Below are 18,534 nucleotides of genomic sequence, written 5' to 3'. Positions count from 1 at the left end.
TGGGATCGTACCGGTCGCGGGCCACAACTGGGCAAGCCAGGAAGCCGAGTCAACGGCCGAAGGGTGTTGACGGGGTGTGATGTTCACCTCGAGCAAAACACCCCAATCGGACGTCTAACCCTGGAATCGATACTCTTCGAGCAGCCGGCGCCCGATGATCATTTTCTGGATCTCGGCCGTACCTTCGCCGATCAGCAGCATCGGAGCCTCACGGTAGAGGCGCTCGATCTCGTACTCCTTCGAGAAGCCGTAGCCGCCATGGATCCGGAACGCGTCCTCCACGACTTCCTTGCAGTATTCGGAGGCGAGGTACTTCGCCATCCCTGCTTCGAGGTCGTTTCGCTCCCCTGAGTCCTTTTTGCGAGCTGCATTCACCATCATCGCATGAGCGGCCTCGACCTTGGTGGCCATCTCGGCCAGCTTGAACTGAATCGCCTGGTGCTGGGCGATCGGCTTGCCGAAAGTGTGACGCTGCTGGGCATACGAGACACCGAGCTCGAACGCACGCTGAGCCACGCCACAGCCACGCGCCGCCACATTGACGCGGCCGACTTCGACACCGTCCATCATTTGGTAAAAACCGCGACCGGTGACTCCGCCGAGCACGCGATTGGCCGGAATGCGCAGGCCATCCATGATCAGCTCAGTGGTGTCGACACCCTTGTAGCCCATCTTGTCGATCTTCCCGGGGATGGTCAGTCCGGGCCGGACCTCACCGAAGCCGGGCTCCTTCTCAACCAGGAAGGTCGTCATCGACTTATGGGGCGCGGTGCCCTCCGGGTGTCCTTCGTCACTTTTCACGAGGACGGCCACGAGCGTCGACGTACCGCCGTTCGTCAGCCACATCTTCTGGCCGTTCAGGACGTACTCCTCGCCGTCCTTCACCGCCTTCGACGTGATCGCCGACACGTCCGAGCCGAGCGCCGGCTCCGACATCGAGAACGCGCCGCGGATCTCGCCCGCCGCCATCCGCGGCAGGAAGTACTCCTTCTGCTCCTCGGTGCCGTGCTGCTTGAGCATGTACGCCACGATGAAGTGCGTGTTGATGATGCCGGAGACGGACATCCAGCCGCGCGCGATCTCCTCGACGCAGAGGGCGTACGTCAGGAGCGACTCGCCCAGGCCCCCGTACTCCTCGGGGATCATCAGCCCGAAGAGGCCCAACTCCTTGAGGCCGTCGACGATCTGCTGCGGGTACTCGTCGCGGTGCTCCAGCTCGGTCGCGACCGGGATGATCTCCTTGTCCACGAAGTCCCGGACGGTGGACAGGATCTCCTGCTGAATGTCGGTCAGACCGGCGGTCTGGGCGAGTCGCGCCATGGCTACTTCTCCTGCTCCTTGAGCTGGGGCCGGCCGGGCTGCTCGCCGCCGCGCTCCTTGATGTACGTCTCGGTGGGAACCATCACCTTGCGGCGGAACACGCAGACCAGCGTGCCGTCCTGCTTGTAACCCTTGGTCTCGACGTAAACGATTCCGCGGTCCGACTTGGACTTGGAGGGCGTCTTGTCGAGGACGGTCGTCTCGCCGTAGATCGTGTCGCCGTGGAAGGTCGGCGCGACGTGACGGAGGGACTCGATCTCCAGGTTCGCGATCGCCTTCCCGGACACGTCCGGCACGGACATGCCGAGCAACAGGGAGTAGATGTAGTTCCCCACGACGACGTTCTTCCCGAAGTCCGTCGTGTTCTCCGCATAGTTGGTGTCCATGTGGAGGGGGTGGTGATTCATCGTCAGGAGACAGAAGAGGTGGTCGTCGTACTCCGTGACCGTCTTCCCTGGCCAGTGCTTGTAGACGTCCCCGACGGTGAACTCTTCGTAGGTGCGGCCGAACTGCATGGTGTCTTACGCCTCCGGGGCCTCGAACTTGGACGTACGGGTCATGCCGGCCGCCCGGCCCTTGCCCGAGATCACGAGCGCCATCTTGCGGCTGGCCTCGTCGATCATCTCGTCGCCGAGCATCGCGGAGCCCTTCTTGCCGCCCGCTTCTGACGTGTAGTACTCGTACGCGTCCAGGATCAGCTCGGCGTGGTCGAAGTCCTCCTGGGAGGGCGAGAAGATCTCGTTGGACGCCTCGACCTGCCCCGGGTGCAGCACCCACTTGCCGTCGAAACCGAGGGCGGCGGCCCGCCCGGCGACCTCGCGGTAGCCGTCGATGTTGCGGATCTGCAGGTACGGACCGTCGATCGCCTGGAGGTTGTTGGCGCGGGCGGCCATCAGGATCTTCATCAGGATGTAGTGGTAAGCGTCCGCCGGGTAGCCGGGCGGCTGCTCGCCCACAACCAGCGACTTCATGTTGATCGACGCCATGAAGTCGGCCGGGCCGAAGATGATCGTCTCGACGCGCTGGGAGGCCGTCGCGATCTCGTTGACGTTGTTCAGGCCCTGGGCGTTCTCGATCTGCGCCTCGATACCGATCTTGCCGACCTCGAAGCCCATCGTCTTCTCGATCTGCGTCAGCAGGAGGTCAAGCGCCACGATCTGCTGGGCGTCCTGCACCTTCGGCAGCATGATGCAGTCCAGGTTCGGACCCGCGCCCTCGACCACCGTCACGACATCGCGGTACGTCCACTCCGTCGTCCAGTCGTTGACGCGCACGACCCGCGTCTTGCCCGTCCAGTCGCCCTCGTTGAGGAACTTGACGATGGTGTGCCGCGCCTCGGGCTTGGCGAGCGGCGCGCACGCGTCCTCCAGGTCCAGGAAGACCTGATCGGCCGGGAGGCCCTGTGCCTTCTCCAGGAAGCGGGGGTTGCTTCCCGGCACGGCGAGGCAGGAGCGCCGCGGACGCAGGCGATTGACCTGGGGAACAGGGCTGGTCATGCGGGGACCTCCAGGGGGTCGAGCTTGTTCGCTTTGCGGATCTCGTCGACGATGCGGCCGATGATTCCGGTGATGTCGAAATCCTTCGGGGTGAAGACGGCGGCGACTCCGGCGGCCCTCAGCTGTTCGGCGTCTCCGTTCGGGATGATGCCACCTGCGATCACCGGGATGTCTGTGGCTCCTGCCACACGCAGCCGCTCCAGCACGTCAGGCACGAGCTGCGCGTGCGAGCCGGACAGGATGGACAGGCCGACCGCGTGTACGTCCTCCGCGAGGGCCGCGTCCACGATCTCCTCGGGCGTGAGCCGGATGCCCTGGTACACCACCTCGAAGCCGGCGTCACGGGCCCGTACGGCGATCTGCTCGGCGCCGTTGGAATGCCCGTCCAGGCCCGGCTTGCCCACCAGGAAGCGCAGCTTGCCGACGCCCAGGTCACGGGCGGTCACATCGACCCTGCGGCGCACCTCGGCGAGCGCGGTGCCCTCCTGCCCGGCGACCGCGAGGGGCGCGGACGAGACGCCGGTGGGTGCCCGGAACTCGCCGAACACCTCGCGCAGGGCCCCGGACCACTCGCCGGTGGTGACCCCCGCACGGGCGCACTCCAGCGTGGCCTCCATCAGGCTGCCCGTCCCGGCCGCCGTCTCCTTGAGCTGCTCCAGCGCCGCCTCCGCGCGCGCGTGATCGCGTGCGTCACGCCACTCACCCAGGGCCCGTACGACGCGCTCCTCGACCGTCGGGTCGGCCGTATGGATCGCGGTGTCCAGGTCGGCCGTCAGCGGGTTCGGCTCGGTCGTCTCGAAGATGTTGACGCCGACGATCTTCTCTTGACCGGACTCGATACGGGCCCGGCGCTCGGCATGCGAGGCGACGAGCTGCGACTTCAGGTAGCCCGACTCGACGGCCGCCATCGCGCCGCCCAGCTCCTGGATGTGGTCGATCTCGGCGAACGAGTCCTCGACGAGCTTGGCGACCTTCGCCTCGATGACGTGCGAGCCCTCGAAGATGTCCTCGTACTCGAGCAGGTCGCTCTCGTAAGCGAGCACCTGCTGCATACGCAGCGACCACTGCTGGTCCCAGGGGCGGGGAAGGCCCAATGCCTCGTTCCACGCCGGGAGTTGTACGGCACGCGCGCGTGCGTCCTTCGAGAGGGTCACGGCCAGCATCTCGAGCACGATCCGCTGGACGTTGTTCTCCGGCTGGGCCTCCGTCAGGCCGAGGGAGTTGACCTGGACCCCGTACCGGAAGCGCCGGTGCTTGGGGTTCTCGATCCCGTACCGCTCGCGCGTGATCTTGTCCCAGATGCGGCCGAACGCCCGCATCTTGCACATCTCCTCGATGAAGCGGACGCCCGCGTTCACGAAGAAGGAGATACGCGCGACGACGTCGCCCATGCGCTCCTGCGGCACCTGGCCCGAGTCGCGGACGGCGTCGAGTACCGCGATCGCCGTCGACATCGCGTACGCGATCTCCTGGACCGGAGTGGCTCCGGCCTCCTGGAGGTGGTAGCTGCAGATGTTGATCGGGTTCCACTTGGGGATGTGGGACACCGTGTACGCGATCATGTCCGTCGTCAGACGCAGCGAAGGCACCGGCGGGAACACATGCGTGCCCCGCGACAGGTACTCCTTCACGATGTCGTTCTGCGTCGTCCCCTGAAGCTTGGCGATGTCCGTACCCTGCTCCTCGGCGACGACCTGGTACAGCGCCAGCAGCCACATGGCCGTGGCGTTGATCGTCATCGAGGTGTTCATCTGCTCCAGGGGGATGTCCTGGAGCAGCCGGCGCATGTCACCGACGTGCGAGACGGGCACCCCGACCCGGCCGACCTCGCCGCGGGCGAGGATGTGGTCCGGGTCGTAGCCGGTCTGCGTCGGCAGATCGAAGGCGATCGACAGGCCGGTCTGGCCCTTGGCGAGATTGCGCCGGTACAGCTCGTTGGACGCCTCAGCAGTGGAGTGACCGGCGTAGGTCCGCATCAACCACGGCCGGTCCCGTTCTTTGGGCGCCTGCGGCGTGCCCTGTGCCGCAGGCGCTGTTTTGCGCGGCTCTGTCATGTCACACGTTCCGGAAGCGGTTGATGGCGTCGATGTGCTTGGCGCGCTTCTCCTCGTCGCGCACGCCCAGGCCCTCGCGGGGCGCCAGTGCCAGCACGCCCACCTTGCCCTGGTGCATGTTGCGGTGCACGTCGTAGGCGGCCTGCCCGGTCTCTTCCAGGGGGTACACCTTGGAGAGCGTCGGGTGGATCTTGCCCTTCGCGATGAGCCGGTTGGCCTCCCAGGCCTCGCGGTAGTTGGCGAAGTGCGAGCCGATGATGCGCTTCAGGGACATCCACAGGTAGCGGTTGTCGTACTCGTGCATGTAGCCCGAGGTCGAGGCGCAGGTGGTGATGGTGCCGCCCTTGCGGGTGACGAAGACGCTCGCGCCGAAGGTCTCGCGGCCGGGGTGCTCGAAGACGATGTCGATGTCCTCGCCGCCGGTCAGCTCGCGGATGCGCTTGCCGAAGCGCTTCCACTCCTTGGGGTCCTGGGTGTTCTCGTCCTTCCAGAACTTGTAGCCCTCGGCGTTGCGGTCGATGATCGCCTCGGCGCCCATCGCCCGGCAGATGTCGGCCTTCTGCGGCGAGGAGACGACACAGATGGGGTTGGCGCCGCCCGCGAGCGCGAACTGCGTGGCGTACGAGCCGAGTCCACCGCTCGCGCCCCAGATGAGGACGTTGTCGCCCTGCTTCATGTCGGCGCCGTTGCGGGACACCAGCTGCCGGTACGCGGTCGAGTTCACCAGCCCCGGAGCGGCGGCCTCCTCCCAGCTGAGGTGATCCGGCTTCGGCATCAGCTGGTTGGACTTGACGAGGGCGATCTCGGCGAGGCCGCCGAAGTTCGTCTCGAAGCCCCAGATGCGCTGCTCGGGGTCGAGCATCGTGTCGTTGTGGCCGTCGGACGACTCCAGCTCGACCGACAGACAGTGCGCGACGACCTCGTCACCGGGCCGCCAGGCGTTCACGCCGGGGCCGGTGCGCAGGACGACGCCCGCGAGGTCGGAGCCGATGATGTGGTACGGCAGGTCATGGCGCTTGGTGAGCTCGCTGAGCCGGCCGTAGCGCTCCAGGAACCCGAAGGTCGACAGCGGCTCGAAGATCGAGGTCCACACCGAGTTGTAGTTGACCGAGGAGGCCATCACGGCCACCAGGGCCTCGCCGGGGCCGAGTTCGGGCACCGGCACGTCGTCCAGGTGGATCGACTTGCGGGGGTCCTTCTCGCGGGTGGTGAGCCCGGTGAACATCTCCGTCTCGTCCTTGTGCACGGTGATCGCGCGGTACGACTCGGGGAGCGGCAGGGCGGCGAAGTCGGCGGACGTGGCGGTCTGCGACTGAATCGCGTCCAGGATTTCCTTCACGGTGTTGCCTCCGGCGAAGCGAGCGCTCAGGGGAGCGCTTGAGGGTTACGTCGGCGTGGTTGCTGCTTTTGTGAGGCGTGCCGTCGGTTCGGCGAAGGTGGTGCTGGCAGCGCTTTGTGGCGCGGAAGGTTGCCTGTGACGCAGGCGTCGGGCGCGCAAACCCGGGGAGGTTTGCGGGGACAGCCGGCGTACGAAATAGCTCTGCACGCCGGCCGCCCGACTCACTCCAACGTATGGCACGGCGTGTCACCTGGCAAGGCACGCAGTGCCAAGAATTTCCCTCATCTGAAATTCGGCGTTAACAAATGAGCGATGATCGATCAGATAGGGGTAGCTCGCCGTCGCCGAACGGTGAGGGCTTCGCTGAGCGTGCTTAAGACCGTTGCGTGCTTACGACCGTTCCCGAAGCGCCTGCTCGATCGTCTTCATGACCTCGTCGAGCGGGGCGTCCGTCCTGGCCACCGTGACCAGCACCTCGCCCTGTGAGGCGACCGAGGCCGCGCCCGAGCGGGGCCCGCTGTCGCGTCCCGCCCCGATGCCCGAGCCGAAGGTCTTCCGGACGATCGCGAACGCGTGGTCCAGCTGCGCCTCCACGTCACCCTGACCGCCGGCCCGCAGCCAGCGCCGCAGTACGTGGTTGTGTGCCGTGACCACGGCCGAGGCGGCGACCTCCGCGAGCAGCGGATCGTCGTTCGCGTCGTCGTCGTGCGCGTGCTCGTCGAAGTGGCCCAGCAGATAGCGCGTGAACAGCCGCTCGTACCGCGCCACCGAGGCGATCTCCGCCTCCCGCAGCGTCGGCACCTCACGAGTGAGCTTGTAACGCGACACCGAGATCTCCGGCCGGGCCGCGTACATCTTCATGACTTCCTTGATGCCGCGGCACACGGTGTCGAGCGGATGCTCGTGCGCCGGAGCGGCATTGAGCACCGCCTCGGCCCGGATCAGGGTGTCGTCGTGATCGGGAAAGATCGCCTCTTCCTTGGAGCGGAAGTGCCGGAAGAAGGTGCGCCGGGCGACCCCGGCCGCCGCGGCGATCTCGTCGACGGTCGTCGCCTCGTAGCCCTTGGTCGCGAACAGTTCCATCGCCGCGGCCGCCAACTCCCGGCGCATCTTGAGCCGTTGGGCGGCGGCACGGTTGCCCGCGGCACTCTCCGGAGCGTCGGGCGTGGCTGGTGTACGGGAGGACTTGACCGGCTGGGACATGCCCCGAACGTACTGCATTCGTGGAGCGGGCCGCTCAAGATCCCCTCTCCCCCCGCCCTCGGCGGGGGGAGAGGAGCCGGCCCGGTCGAAGAGTCCGCCCCAGTCCGTGCGGTCCGTGAACCAGTCGCCGGGCCGCCGCTCAGCGCCGCGCATATTCGCGGAAGCCGCGGCCGGTCTTACGGCCGAGGCAGCCCGCGGCGACCAGGTGCTCGAGCAGCGGCGCCGGGGCGAGACCCGGGTCGCGGAACTCGCGGTGCAGCACCTTCTCGATGGCCAGCGACACATCGAGGCCGACCACGTCGAGGAGTTCGAAGGGCCCCATCGGGTAGCCGCCGCCGAGCTTCATCGCGGCGTCGATGTCGTCGAGCGAGGCGTAGTGCTCCTGGACCATCTTGATCGCGTTGTTCAGATACGGGAACAGCAGCGCGTTCACGATGAAGCCCGCGCGGTCGCCGCAGTCCACCGGGTGCTTCCGGATCTTCGTGCACAGCTCGCGGACCGTGGCGTGCACATCGTCCGCGGTCAGCACGGTGCGGACGACCTCGACCAGCTTCATCGCCGGGGCCGGGTTGAAGAAGTGCATGCCGATCACGTCCTGCGGGCGCGAGGTGGCGCGGGCGCAGGCGACGACGGGCAGCGAGGAGGTGGTGGTGGCCAGGATCGCGCCCGGCTTGCAGACCTTGTCGAACACCGCGAACAGCTGCTGCTTGATCTCCAGGTCCTCGGCGACCGCCTCCAGCGCCAGATCGACCTCGGCGAAGGCGTCGTACGAACCCGCCGGAGTGATCCGCTCCAGAGTCTCGGCGGCGGCCTCGGCAGTCATCCGCCCCTTGTCGACAGAGCGCGAAAGCGACTTGCCGATACGGGCCTTGGCCGCCTGCGCCTTCTCCTCGCTGCGCGCGGCGAGCACGACCTCGTACCCGGCCTTCGCGAAGACCTCCGCTATGCCGGACGCCATGGTGCCGGAGCCCGCGACGCCGACCGAGCTGACGGGGCGGCCAGGGGTCTCGGGGCCCGAGGAAAGCGGCGTCAGCGCGTCTCGCACGACGGTTCCGCTGCCCGGAGCGTCGTACGTGTAGAAGCCGCGGCCCGACTTGCGGCCGGTCAGGCCAGCCTCGCTGAGCTGCCTGAGGATGGGCGCGGGCGCGTGCAGCCGGTCGTGCGAGGCGGCGTACATGGCCTCCAGGACCGTACGCGCGGTGTCGATCCCGATGAGGTCGAGCAGTTCGAGCGGGCCCATGGGCAGTCCGCAGCCCAGCTTCATCGCTGCGTCGATGTCCTCGCGGCTCGCGTACTTCGCCTCGTACATCGCGGCCGCCTGGTTGAGGTAGCCGAACAGCAGACCGTCGGCGACGAAGCCGGGGCGGTCGCCGACGGCGACGGGCTCCTTGCCGAGTTCGAGGGCGAGATCCGTGACGGCGGCGACGGCGGTCGGCGAGGTCAGCACGGAGGAGACGACCTCGACCAGCTTCATCGCGGGCGCCGGGTTGAAGAAGTGCAGCCCGAGAACGCGCTCGGGACGGGCCGAGTCGGCGGCGAGCCGGGTGACCGAGAGGGCGTTGGTGCCGGTCGCCAGGATCGTCTCCGGGCGCACGATGCCGTCGAGCTCGCGGAAGATCTGCCGCTTGATCTCGTACGACTCCGGGACCACCTCGATCACCAGGTCGGCGTCGGCCGCCGCGCGCAGATCGGTGGAGGTGCGCAGGCGGCCGAGGACCCCCTGGCGCTCCTGCCCGGTGAGCCGCTCGCGCTCAACGGCACGGGCGGTCGCGGCCTCCAGCGCGGTGTGGGCGCGGGCGGTGGCGGCCTCGCTGATGTCGATGCCGATGACCTCGCGGCCGGCTCGGGCGAGGACCTCGGCGATGCCGGTGCCCATCGTGCCGAGGCCGACCACGGCGACGGTGTTGATCTGGGACAGAGGGGTGTCGGACTGGGGAGAGGCCATCGCGGGACTCCAGGGATGAGTGACGACTGAGGGACGCATCCGGATACGCCGACAGGCGCACACAGTGCGGAAGTTGTGCGGGTGTGGGGCCGGGCTACGAAGCGCACACGCCCGGTGCCGTCCGCGGGCGAGACATGCAAGCCCGCGAGGCGGTGAAAGACCGACCGGCTCTGTCCCGGAGCCGAGTCGTACTGAGGTACTCGAAGTACCGAACCGACCGACACTCACGGTGGCTGCGTCACCAGGCCACCGCAAGCAGGTGTGCGAGTGGGTAACTCGCTCGATTGAGCTTAACTCGCGGGTAACGAGCGCGCCAGTGTGCGGAAGAGTCGAGGTTATGTGACGTACGTCGCGGATAGGCTCGCGCCATGGACGAAGAGTTGCGGTCGCTCACCGGGCGGTTACGGCTTGAGGTGGGGGCCGGGGAGGTATTCGCGTACGAACGTCTGGTCTCGACCGGTGATCTCGATGAGCTGGCCGGTGTGCTTACCGCGCCGCAGCAGCCGTTGTGGGCGCGGGAGTTGGCGGCGTTTCGGTTGGGGGTTGCGGGGGATCGGCGGGCCTTTGAGACGTTGGTGTTGCTGCTGAATCATCGGGATCCGCAGCGGTGTGCGTCCGCCGCGTATGCGCTGGCGCGGCTTGGCGATCCGCGTACCGCGCGGGCTGCGGCTGCTCTTGCCACCAATGAGTTGCGGGTTGCTTATGCGCTGTATCCGGTGCGGTTGTTGGTGGAGTTGCGGGCGCCTGAGGCTGTGCCTGCGTTGATAACTACGTTGGCTCGGCGGTTTCGGGCGCATGATCCGTATCGGCGGGTGGCGCTGGCTTGTGTGGAGGGGTTGGGGGTGTTGGGGGATGAGCGGGCTCGGGCCATCTTGAACGAGGCGTTGGCGCATCCGCTGTTGGCTGAGGCGGCTGCGGGGGCGCTTAAGCGGTTGCCTGTTCAGCGGGCTGGTCGGTAGCGCGCGGGTGCGCTGGGCGGGGTTTTTCGCCCCCGCCGCCCCTACCCATTCCCGTCCACTTGGGGCTCCGCCCCTAGCCCCCGTCGGTCCGGGGTGGGTGGGGTGATTGCGTGCGCTGCGGGTGCGTTGTGGCTGGGCGCGCAGTTCCCCGCGCCCCTGAAGGGGCGCTGGTTGAGCCGTTGATTGATCAGCGCCGCGTTGCTTACGGGGCTACCGTCAGCGGGGCCGAGTAGCGGACCTCGGGTACCGAGACTCCCGCAACGTCCCAGGGCTCCTCCGTGCCGTCCGGGGCGAAGCCTGCTTGTTCGTAGAAGTGGCGGGCTCGGGTGTTTTCCTTGAGTACCCACAGGAGCATTCGGGGGTGGCCTGCGGTGGTGCAGCGGGTCGTGGACTCGCGGAGCAGGGCGCGGCCCACGCCCTGGGAGAGGTGGTTCGGGTGGACGTAGATCGCGTACAACTCGGCGTCCTGTGTGGGGAGTTCGGCGTCTCGGTATGGGCCGTGGCAGGACCAGCCGGCTACCTCCCCGTTCCGCTCCGCTACCAGGTTCACCACTCCCTTGCCTGCCTGCTCTAAGTGGGAGCGGCGGCGGGCTGTCTCGGTCGTGAGGTCCAGGTCGTCGAGGTAGGGCTGGGGGAGTAGGCCCTTGTAGGCGTGTTGCCAGCCGCGTATGCGGATCTCGGCTACTTGCTCGCAGTCGGCGAGGGTCATTTCGCGGATGTGGATCATTCGGGGAGTATCGCGTATGCCTCTATCTCCATCAGGAGGTCCGGGCGTACCAGGGCTGCGACCTGTACGGCCGTGGATGCCGGGAGGCGGTCTGAGCGTATGTGGGCGTCGCGGGCCGCTCGGACTGCCGGCATGTGGGCCATGTCTGTGACGTAGTAGGTCAGTTTGATGACATCGTCGAACGTGGCGCCTGCGGCGGACAGGCAGCGGCGCAGGTTCTCGAAGGTTTGGCGGGCCTGGGCCTCGGGGTCGTTCTCGCCGACCAGCTTGTCGTTCTCGTCCAGTGCCACCTGGCCCGAGATCGCCACGAAGCGGCCCGTGCCGATGACGACATGGGCATACGAGGAGGCGGGGGCGACCCCGTCGGGGGCGGGAATGCGGGTCAGTTCGGTGCTCATGGGTCCATCGTGGACCATGGCACTGACATCGCCCCCGACGGGCAGTCGCCGTTCACTGCTGCATACCGAGGTTCAGCCTCGGAATCCGAGCAGGCCGTGCAGTTTCGCGCCGCGTGACGCCGAGTTGTCCTGTGCTGTCAGCGGCTTGGGGTCGGGCAGGGCCTCGCAGACCGCGTCGGCCTCGCCGTCGCTGCGCGGGACCTCGCCTGTGGACAGGTACGTCGCCAAGTGCTGGTCCAGACAGGTGTTCCCGGACAGCGTGATGCCGTGGTTTCCGCCGTCCTGCTCGACTACCAGGCTTGAGTCTTGCAGCAGGTGATGGACCGTGACACCGCCCTCGTACGGGGTGGCCGCGTCGTCGGTCGCCTGGAACAGCAGGGCCGGCGGGAGCGAGTCGTTGGCGACGTCGACCGGTTCGAGCGAATCCATCGGCCAGAACGCGCACGGTGCGTTGTACCAGGCGTTGCTCCAGGTCATGAACGGCGCCTTCTTGTGCACCTTCCAGTTGTCGTGGCGCCACTGGTTCCAGTCGCGGGGCCAGGGCGCGTCACGGCACTCCACGGCGGTGTAGATGCTGTAGCCGTTGTCGCCCGCCGCGTCGACGGCGGCGAAGTTCTGGTACGCCTCGACCAGCGGATCGTCGTTCTCGTCGTTCACATAGGCCGCGAACGCCTCGGCGAGATACGGCCAGTAGCCGTTGTAGTAGCCGCCGGGGAGGAAGGTGTCCTCGAGTTCGGAGGCGCCCACCGTGTTGTCCGCGGGCTTCTTCGCCAGTGCCGCCCGCATCGCGTACCACTTGGCCTCGATCTTGTCCGGATCGGTGCCGAGTTTGTACGTCGCGTCGTACTTGGCGACCCATGCCATGAACGCCTTGTGGCGGCTGTCGAAGGCGTAGTCCTGGTCAAGGTTGGCGTCGTACCAGACGCCGGTGGGGTCGACGATCGAGTCGAATACCAGGCGTCGTACGCGCTCCGGGTAGAGCTTCGCGTAGACGGCGCCCAGGTAGGTGCCGTACGAGTAACCGAAATAGTTGATCTTCTTCGCGCCGAGCGCGCGCCGGATGGCGTCGATGTCTTGGGCCGCGCTCACCGTGTCGATGTACGGCAGCACGTCTTCGTACTTCTTGCCGCATTCCTCGGCGAAGGCCTGGACCCGGGCGAGACTGGCCTCCTCGAGGGAGGGGGTGCGCGGCACGGAGTCGGGGCGTACCGGCGCGAAGTGCCCGGGTCGGCAGTCCAGCGCGGGCTTGCTGTCGCCGACGCCGCGCGGGTCGAAGCCGATGACGTCGTACTGCGCCGCCACCTCCTTCGGTAGCGAGGAGGCGACGAAACCGGCGAGCGTGAGACCGCTGCCGCCGGGGCCGCCCGGGTTGACGAGGAGCGGCCCTTGGTACGTCTCGGAGGTGTGGGGGATGCGGGACAGCGCGATCGTGATGCGTTCGCTGTACGGGTTCGAGTGGTCCAGCCGCACTTTGAGGGACGCGCACTGGAGCGTCGGATAGTCCTCGGTGCCGCACTTCTTCCAGGCGAGCTTGGCCGCGTCGGCGGACCGGGTGGTGCGCTCCGCGGTCGCGGTGCCCGCCTCCGCGTCGGCCGGAACCGCGGTCATCAGCCCGGCCAGCACGGCGGCGGCACCGCACAGAGCGGTTGCTCTCTTCTTCATCAAGGCCTCCCAGGACGGAGGAGTTCGAGCCGTGCGCATCACGGCCCGCCCCGCATCGTCCCGGAAATGACCCACAGGGAGGACAGGCTCTGCAAAGAGTTGACACTATTGGGCAGCGCGATGCCGCCGGATGCCGGGCAAAGGCGCTGGTCGGAGCAGGGAAACGGCGGTCAGAGCAGAGTGAGTTGAGTGGGCGTCGGTACGGCCGGCTCCGGCTCGGGCTGAGGGTCGGGGATTCGGCGCGGCATCCCGGCGGGTGTGGGGCCGATGCCGTACTCCTGGGCCAGTTCGTGCACCTGACGGGTGATCCGGCGCTGATACCACTTCGGGGCGTATGCGCCTTCCGCGTACAGCCGCTCGTAACGGCGTACCAGATGCGGGTGATGCTGCCCCAGCCAGCTCATGAACCACTCGCGCGCCCCCGGCCGCAGATGCAGCACGAGCGGGGTCACCGAGGTCGCTCCGGAGGCCGCGATCGCCCGTACGGTGGCGCGCAGTTGGGAGGGGTGGTCGCTCAGGAAGGGGATCACCGGGGCCATCAGTACGCCGCAGCCGATGCCGTTCTCGTTGAGGGTGCGCACCACGTCCAGGCGGCGTTCGGGGGCGGGTGTGCCCGGCTCGACGGTCCGCCACAGTTCGGGTTCGGTGAAGCCCACGGAGACGGATATCCCGACTTCCGTGACGGCGGCGGCCTGCTTCAGGAGGTCGAGGTCGCGCAGGATCAGGGTGCCCTTCGTCAGGATCGAGAAGGGGTTCGCGTGGTCGCGCAGGGCGGCGATGATGCCGGGCATCAACTGGTAGCGGCCTTCCGCGCGTTGGTAGCAGTCGACGTTCGTGCCCATCGCGATGTGCTCGCCGTGCCAGCGGCGCGAACCCAGCTGACGGCGCAGCAGCTCCGGTGCGTTCACCTTCACCACGATCTGGCTGTCGAAGCCGAGCCCCGTGTCGAGGTCCAGATAGCTGTGGGACTTGCGGGCGAAACAGTAGACGCACGCGTGTGAGCAGCCCCGATACGGGTTGATCGTCCACTCGAAGGGCATGCGCGAGGCTCCCGGCACCCGGTTCACGATCGAGCGGGCCCGGATCTCGTGGAAGGTGATCCCGCGGAACTCCGGAGTGTCGAAGGTACGGGTGGTCACTGCGTCCGCGCCGAACAGCGCGGGGTTCTCCGGCGGATTGCCGCCGGACTCCACGGTGAGGTTTTCCCAGCGCATGAGGCCTCCTCGGTAGCACTGACCACAGAATAGAACACTTGTTCCCTTGATCGTGCGACCTCAACATGACCTGCGTGTCCCTCACGCTTTCTGCACCCCTGGGGGGACCCCGATTTGGGCGGTTCGGCCGCCTGGTGGTTGGCTTGCCGGGAACCCCCGAGTTTCCAAGTGCTGGAGGAACCAATGGCGCAGGTCGAGGCCACCACGGAGCGAGTCGTAGCCGCACAGCCGGACGACGTTTTCGACGCCCTGGCCGACTACAGCGGCACGCGCGGGAAGATTCTTTCCGAGCACTTCAGCGAGTACGAGGTCCGCGAGGGCGGTGACGGTGAAGGCACCCTCGTCCACTGGAAGCTCCAGGCCACCAGCAAGCGCATCCGTGACTGCCTGCTCGAGGTGACCGAGCCCACCGACGGCGAACTCGTCGAGAAGGACCGCAACTCCTCGATGGTCACCACCTGGCGGGTCACCCCGGCCGGCGAGGGTGCGGCCCGCGTCGTCGTCACCACCGTGTGGGACGGCGCCGGCGGCATCGGCGGCTTCTTCGAGAAGACCTTCGCACCCAAGGGCCTCGGCCGGATCTACGACACGGTGCTCGCGAAGCTCGCCGCCGAGGTCGAGAAGTAACCCGAGCAACAGACAGCGGTGCAGGGCGCGTTCAACGCGCCCTGCACCGCTGTGTTTCCGCCGGTGGCGCTCCGTGGCGTACGCCGGAGCAATTCCCGGATTGCCACACATGGCAACCGTACGCACCCGTACCGTGGTTGCTTGGGGCACAGATCTTGCGGACCGTGGGAAGAAGGGGCCTTGGCCATGGACCGTGGCACCGATGCGGGCACGGCTTCAGGCGGCGGAGCCGGGAACGGCGCAGTGGCGGAGAGCGTCGCGGCCGGCCGCATACCGCTGGCCGTGGTCGTCGTCGACCGAGAGGGCCTGGTCTCCCACTGGAGCCGGGGCGCCCGGCAGTTGTTCGGGACCCCCAAGGAGGAGGCGGTGGGCCGCCCCGCCGCCGATTTACTCCCCGTGTCCGGCGCCCTGACCGAGGACGACGAGAACACGCCGTACGGGGCGTATGCGGCGTACGACGGATTAGGCCCCGACCTCGGATCGTCCCTCAATGGGCGGCTGTCCTACCCGGCGGCGGGCCGCGCGCGGCTCTCGGTGCCGGGCGCCGACCGGGCCGACGTCCTGTGGTGGGCGTATCCCCTGGTGGGTCCGGGTCGGGAACGGCTGCTCGTGCTGGCCGCCGACGCGGACAGCACGGGCCGCGACGACGCATCCGACGCCGACGAGAGCGCGCCCGTCGAGCGCATCGCGCCCGGCTTCGCGCTGCACACCGACTTCCCCGGCGCCGAGGATCTTGCTCGCCGACTGCCCGAGATCCTGCCCAGCATGAGCGTCGGCGAGAGCGCCCGCATCGTCGGGCAGGTTCTCGAACTGGGCTATCCCATCCTGGAGTTCAGCCAGAACGAACGTGTGCCCGTCACGCCCGACTGGGGGGTGCCGCGGCGCGTCGAGCGGATGGCGCGCCGGGAGCGGGCGGCTAGGGCGGCGGCATCCGGTCAGCCCGCGCCCCCGGACCTTGAGGACGACGGCGAGGACCTCGAGTACGCGGCGGTTCGTGAGCGTCTGGAGTTCCTGAACGAGGTCAGCGGGCGCATCGGCAGCTCGCTCGACCTGTCCCGCACCATCGTCGAGGTCAGCAAGGCCGTGGTGCCGCGTTTCACCGACGTCGCCGGGACGTACCTGCGCGAACAGGTCGTCGCCGGTGAGGGCTTCCCCGACGGCGTGCCCGACACGACCACCATGTGGCACCGCGTCGCCGTCGAACACACCGACGAGCCGGGCCGCTGGGACGATGTCGTACCGGTCGGCGAGGCCATGCCGTTCCCGGCGCACACGCCGTTCTTCCAGTGCATGACCACTGGCGAGCCCGTCCTTGTGCCGCGCATCAGCGAGCAGATGGGGCACATGATCGCCGCGCAGTTCGAGAAGCGCGACATCCGGCCCCTCATCACCGGCCGCTCGATGCTGGTCGTACCGCTGAAGGCCCGCAATGTGGTCCTCGGGTTCATGATCCTGCTGCGTCACCCGGAGCGCGTCGAGTTCAACGACATGGACCGGGTGACGGGTGCCGAACTCGCCGCCCGCGCCGGGCTCGTGCTCGACAACGCCCGCATGTACACGTACCAGGAGAGTGTCGCCGAGACCCTCCAGGACAGCATGCTGCCGCATATCGCGCCCCGTATGTCGGGCTGCGACATCGCCACGCGCTATCTGCCGGGTACGTTGCTGGGGCGGGTCGGCGGTGACTGGTTCGACTCGGTGAAGCTGCCCGGATCGCGGACCGCGCTCGTCGTCGGCGATGTGATGGGGCACGGGCTCAACTCGGCCGCGATGATGGGCCAGTTGCGCACCGCGGTACAGACCATGGCGGGCCTCGACCTGCCGCCCGCCCAACTCCTGCGGAACCTCGACGACTTGGCGCAGCGGCTCGGTGAGCACTATCTCGCGACTTGTCTGTACGCGGTGTACGACCCGATCGCGAGCGAGCTTCAGATCGCCAACGCGGGCCATGTTCCACCGGTGTTGGTCCGCGCCGAGGACGGCCGCAGCGAGCTGCTCGACCTGCCGACGGGCGCGCCCATCGGGGTCGGCGGGGTGCCCTTCGAGACCGTACGGGTGCGGGTGTCGCCCGGCGACCGGCTGGTGATGTGTACGGATGGGCTGGTGGAGGTGCGCGGCGAGGACATCGGCGTCGGGCTCGCCATGCTGTGTGAGTCCGCCGCGCATCCGGCGGCGTCTATGGATGACGCCTGCGACACCATCATCCGGGCCCTGGCGGAGACGTTTTCGAAAGCGGGGCGTGGCGGGCGTAAGGATGATGTGGCGTTGTTGATGGCGCGCCTCGGGGGCGTCGATGCCGGGGATGTCGCTACGTGGCGGCTCGCGTCCGAGCCGATCGAGGTGAGCCGGGCTCGTGGTGTGGTTCGCGAACAGCTCCATGAGTGGGGGCTCAACTCGCTTGGTGATCAAGCGGAGTTGATGGTGGGTGAGTTGGTCACCAATGCCGTACGGCACGCTCGGAGCCGGCGGATCGAGCTGCGGCTGGTGCGCGGGGACACGTTGCTGTGCGAGGTGGATGACGAGGATCCCACGCTGCCGACGCTGCTCAGTACGGGGGCGACCGATGAGTTCGGGCGTGGCTTGCGGGTGGTGAGCCGGCTGGCTCGCGAGTGGGGGAGCAGTCGTACGGCTTCCGGGAAGACCGTGTGGTTCGAGATGACGCTGCCGTGAAAGGTACGAAAGGTGTGCCCCGCGTGCTTGTCGGCGCACTCCGGGCGCGGTAGACCGAACTGGCCCGCCCGTTTTGGTGGGCGCTGTCGCATCCTGGGGAGCGGGCATGAGTGTGACTACTCGGTACAGGGACGCGTGGGAGGGGTTTTGGCGGGAGGCTCCTGACGAGCCGGGGGCCGTTCTGTGGGATGCGGAGCCTGGGCTCACTGTTGGGGTTCATCTTCCGCTGTTCGAACCGCACTTGGTCGCTCCGGGGTTGCCGATTGTGGATCTTGGATGCGGTAACGGGACTCAGACGCGGTTTCTTGCTGATCGGTATCCGCATGTTGTTGGGGCCGATCTCTCGGTCGCGGCCCTCGATCATGCTCGGCGGGCTGATCGGGCGGGGCAGGCCTCGTATCGGCTGATGGACGCCGCCGAGAAGAGCGAGGCGGAGATGCTGCACGCCGAGCTTGGGGACGTGAACGTGTATATGCGGGGCGTGCTTCATCAGTGCGAGGTTGGTGATCGGCAGCCGGTTGTTGATGGGGTGGCTGCGCTGGTGGGGGAGCGGGGGCGGGCTTTTCTCGTTGAGCTTGCCGAGGCTGCGGGGGTTGTGCTGCGGGGGCTTGCTCAGCGGGCGGAGGGGCCGCCGGGGAAGCTTGCGCCCGTTTTTCGGCATGGGATCGCGCCGGGTGAGGTGGCCGATGACGCGGTGTCGGAGTATCTGCGGGCTGCTGGGCTCGCTGTCTTTGCGAGCGGGGAGCTGCCGCTCCTGACCACGGAGTACCAGGGGGACGGTACGCGGATTGAGTTGCCGTCTCGGTGGGTGGTGGCGGGGCGGGGTTGAGGGTGGGGGTTTTCTTTCCCCAGTCCCGCCCCTTCCCGAAACTGGGGGCTGCGCCCCCAGGCCCCCCTGCCTCCGGCTGGGTGAGTGGGGC

General features: G+C 67.8%; 15 protein-coding genes. 4 read left to right on the top strand and 11 right to left on the bottom strand.

Annotated elements, in window-relative coordinates; genetic code table 11:
* Window positions 1-114: 114 nt before the first annotated feature.
* The 7 genes from ACQEVY_RS08760 to ACQEVY_RS08730 all read right to left on the bottom strand — a co-directional run bounded on the left by ACQEVY_RS08760 (window position 115) and on the right by ACQEVY_RS08730 (window position 9,357).
* Window positions 115-1,320 (bottom strand): acyl-CoA dehydrogenase family protein, encoded by a 1,206-nt coding sequence (locus ACQEVY_RS08760; protein ID WP_432946534.1) that lies wholly within the window; start codon window positions 1,318-1,320, stop codon window positions 115-117.
* 2 nt (window positions 1,321-1,322) lie between these two features.
* Complete coding sequence (locus ACQEVY_RS08755) at window positions 1,323-1,835, bottom strand: MaoC family dehydratase (protein ID WP_432946532.1); 513 nt, start codon at window positions 1,833-1,835, stop codon at window positions 1,323-1,325.
* 6 nt (window positions 1,836-1,841) lie between these two features.
* A complete protein-coding gene (locus tag ACQEVY_RS08750) occupies window positions 1,842-2,816 on the bottom strand; it encodes an HpcH/HpaI aldolase/citrate lyase family protein (protein WP_432946530.1) in 975 nt (324 codons plus the stop codon).
* On the bottom strand, window positions 2,813-4,870 hold the full coding sequence (locus ACQEVY_RS08745) for a protein meaA (protein ID WP_432946528.1): 2,058 nt from the start codon (window positions 4,868-4,870) through the stop codon (window positions 2,813-2,815). Before ACQEVY_RS08745 ends, ACQEVY_RS08750 begins: the two co-directional genes overlap by 4 nt.
* Before the next feature lies 1 nt (window position 4,871).
* A complete protein-coding gene (gene ccrA, locus ACQEVY_RS08740) occupies window positions 4,872-6,209 on the bottom strand; it encodes a crotonyl-CoA carboxylase/reductase (protein ID WP_432946526.1) in 1,338 nt (445 codons plus the stop codon).
* Window positions 6,210-6,599: 390 nt separating this feature from the next.
* Window positions 6,600-7,412, bottom strand: a complete 813-nt coding sequence (locus ACQEVY_RS08735; RefSeq protein ID WP_328767626.1) for a TetR family transcriptional regulator — start codon at window positions 7,410-7,412, stop codon at window positions 6,600-6,602.
* A 139-nt stretch (window positions 7,413-7,551) separates the two neighbouring features.
* Entirely contained in the window at window positions 7,552-9,357 is a 1,806-nt protein-coding gene (locus tag ACQEVY_RS08730; protein ID WP_432946524.1) for a 3-hydroxyacyl-CoA dehydrogenase family protein, read from the bottom strand.
* Between the two features lie 368 nt (window positions 9,358-9,725).
* Here ACQEVY_RS08730 and ACQEVY_RS08725 point away from each other — a divergent pair, with 368 nt between their 5' ends.
* Window positions 9,726-10,316, top strand: coding sequence for an adenylosuccinate lyase (locus tag ACQEVY_RS08725; RefSeq protein WP_432946522.1), 591 nt, complete (start codon window positions 9,726-9,728; stop codon window positions 10,314-10,316).
* Window positions 10,317-10,518: 202 nt separating this feature from the next.
* Here ACQEVY_RS08725 and ACQEVY_RS08720 read toward each other — a convergent pair whose 3' ends face one another.
* From ACQEVY_RS08720 to ACQEVY_RS08705, 4 genes are all read right to left on the bottom strand, one after another.
* On the bottom strand, window positions 10,519-11,043 hold the full coding sequence (locus ACQEVY_RS08720) for an N-acetyltransferase family protein (protein WP_432946520.1): 525 nt from the start codon (window positions 11,041-11,043) through the stop codon (window positions 10,519-10,521).
* Window positions 11,040-11,441 (bottom strand): RidA family protein, encoded by a 402-nt coding sequence (locus ACQEVY_RS08715; RefSeq protein ID WP_432946518.1) that lies wholly within the window; start codon window positions 11,439-11,441, stop codon window positions 11,040-11,042. The genes ACQEVY_RS08720 and ACQEVY_RS08715 overlap by 4 nt, the downstream gene beginning before the upstream one ends.
* A 72-nt stretch (window positions 11,442-11,513) precedes the next feature.
* Window positions 11,514-13,103: an alpha/beta hydrolase gene (locus ACQEVY_RS08710; RefSeq protein ID WP_432946516.1), complete on the bottom strand. Its 1,590-nt coding sequence runs from the start codon at window positions 13,101-13,103 to the stop codon at window positions 11,514-11,516.
* Window positions 13,104-13,273: 170 nt separating this feature from the next.
* A complete protein-coding gene (locus tag ACQEVY_RS08705) occupies window positions 13,274-14,317 on the bottom strand; it encodes an Rv2578c family radical SAM protein (RefSeq protein WP_432946514.1) in 1,044 nt (347 codons plus the stop codon).
* A gap of 183 nt (window positions 14,318-14,500) precedes the next feature.
* Between ACQEVY_RS08705 and ACQEVY_RS08700 the strand changes: the two genes are divergently transcribed.
* From ACQEVY_RS08700 to ACQEVY_RS08690, 3 genes are all read left to right on the top strand, one after another.
* On the top strand, window positions 14,501-14,944 hold the full coding sequence (locus ACQEVY_RS08700) for an SRPBCC family protein (protein WP_033320210.1): 444 nt from the start codon (window positions 14,501-14,503) through the stop codon (window positions 14,942-14,944).
* 186 nt (window positions 14,945-15,130) lie between these two features.
* Window positions 15,131-17,614: a SpoIIE family protein phosphatase gene (locus ACQEVY_RS08695; RefSeq protein WP_432946511.1), complete on the top strand. Its 2,484-nt coding sequence runs from the start codon at window positions 15,131-15,133 to the stop codon at window positions 17,612-17,614.
* A 106-nt stretch (window positions 17,615-17,720) separates the two neighbouring features.
* Window positions 17,721-18,443 (top strand): class I SAM-dependent methyltransferase, encoded by a 723-nt coding sequence (locus ACQEVY_RS08690; protein ID WP_432946509.1) that lies wholly within the window; start codon window positions 17,721-17,723, stop codon window positions 18,441-18,443.
* The last annotated feature ends 91 nt before the right edge of the window (window positions 18,444-18,534 follow it).

Source organism: Streptomyces sp. CA-288835 (assembly GCF_050936385.1).
Lineage (GTDB): Bacteria > Actinomycetota > Actinomycetes > Streptomycetales > Streptomycetaceae > Streptomyces.
This window is presented reverse-complemented; position numbering and strand designations above follow the sequence as displayed.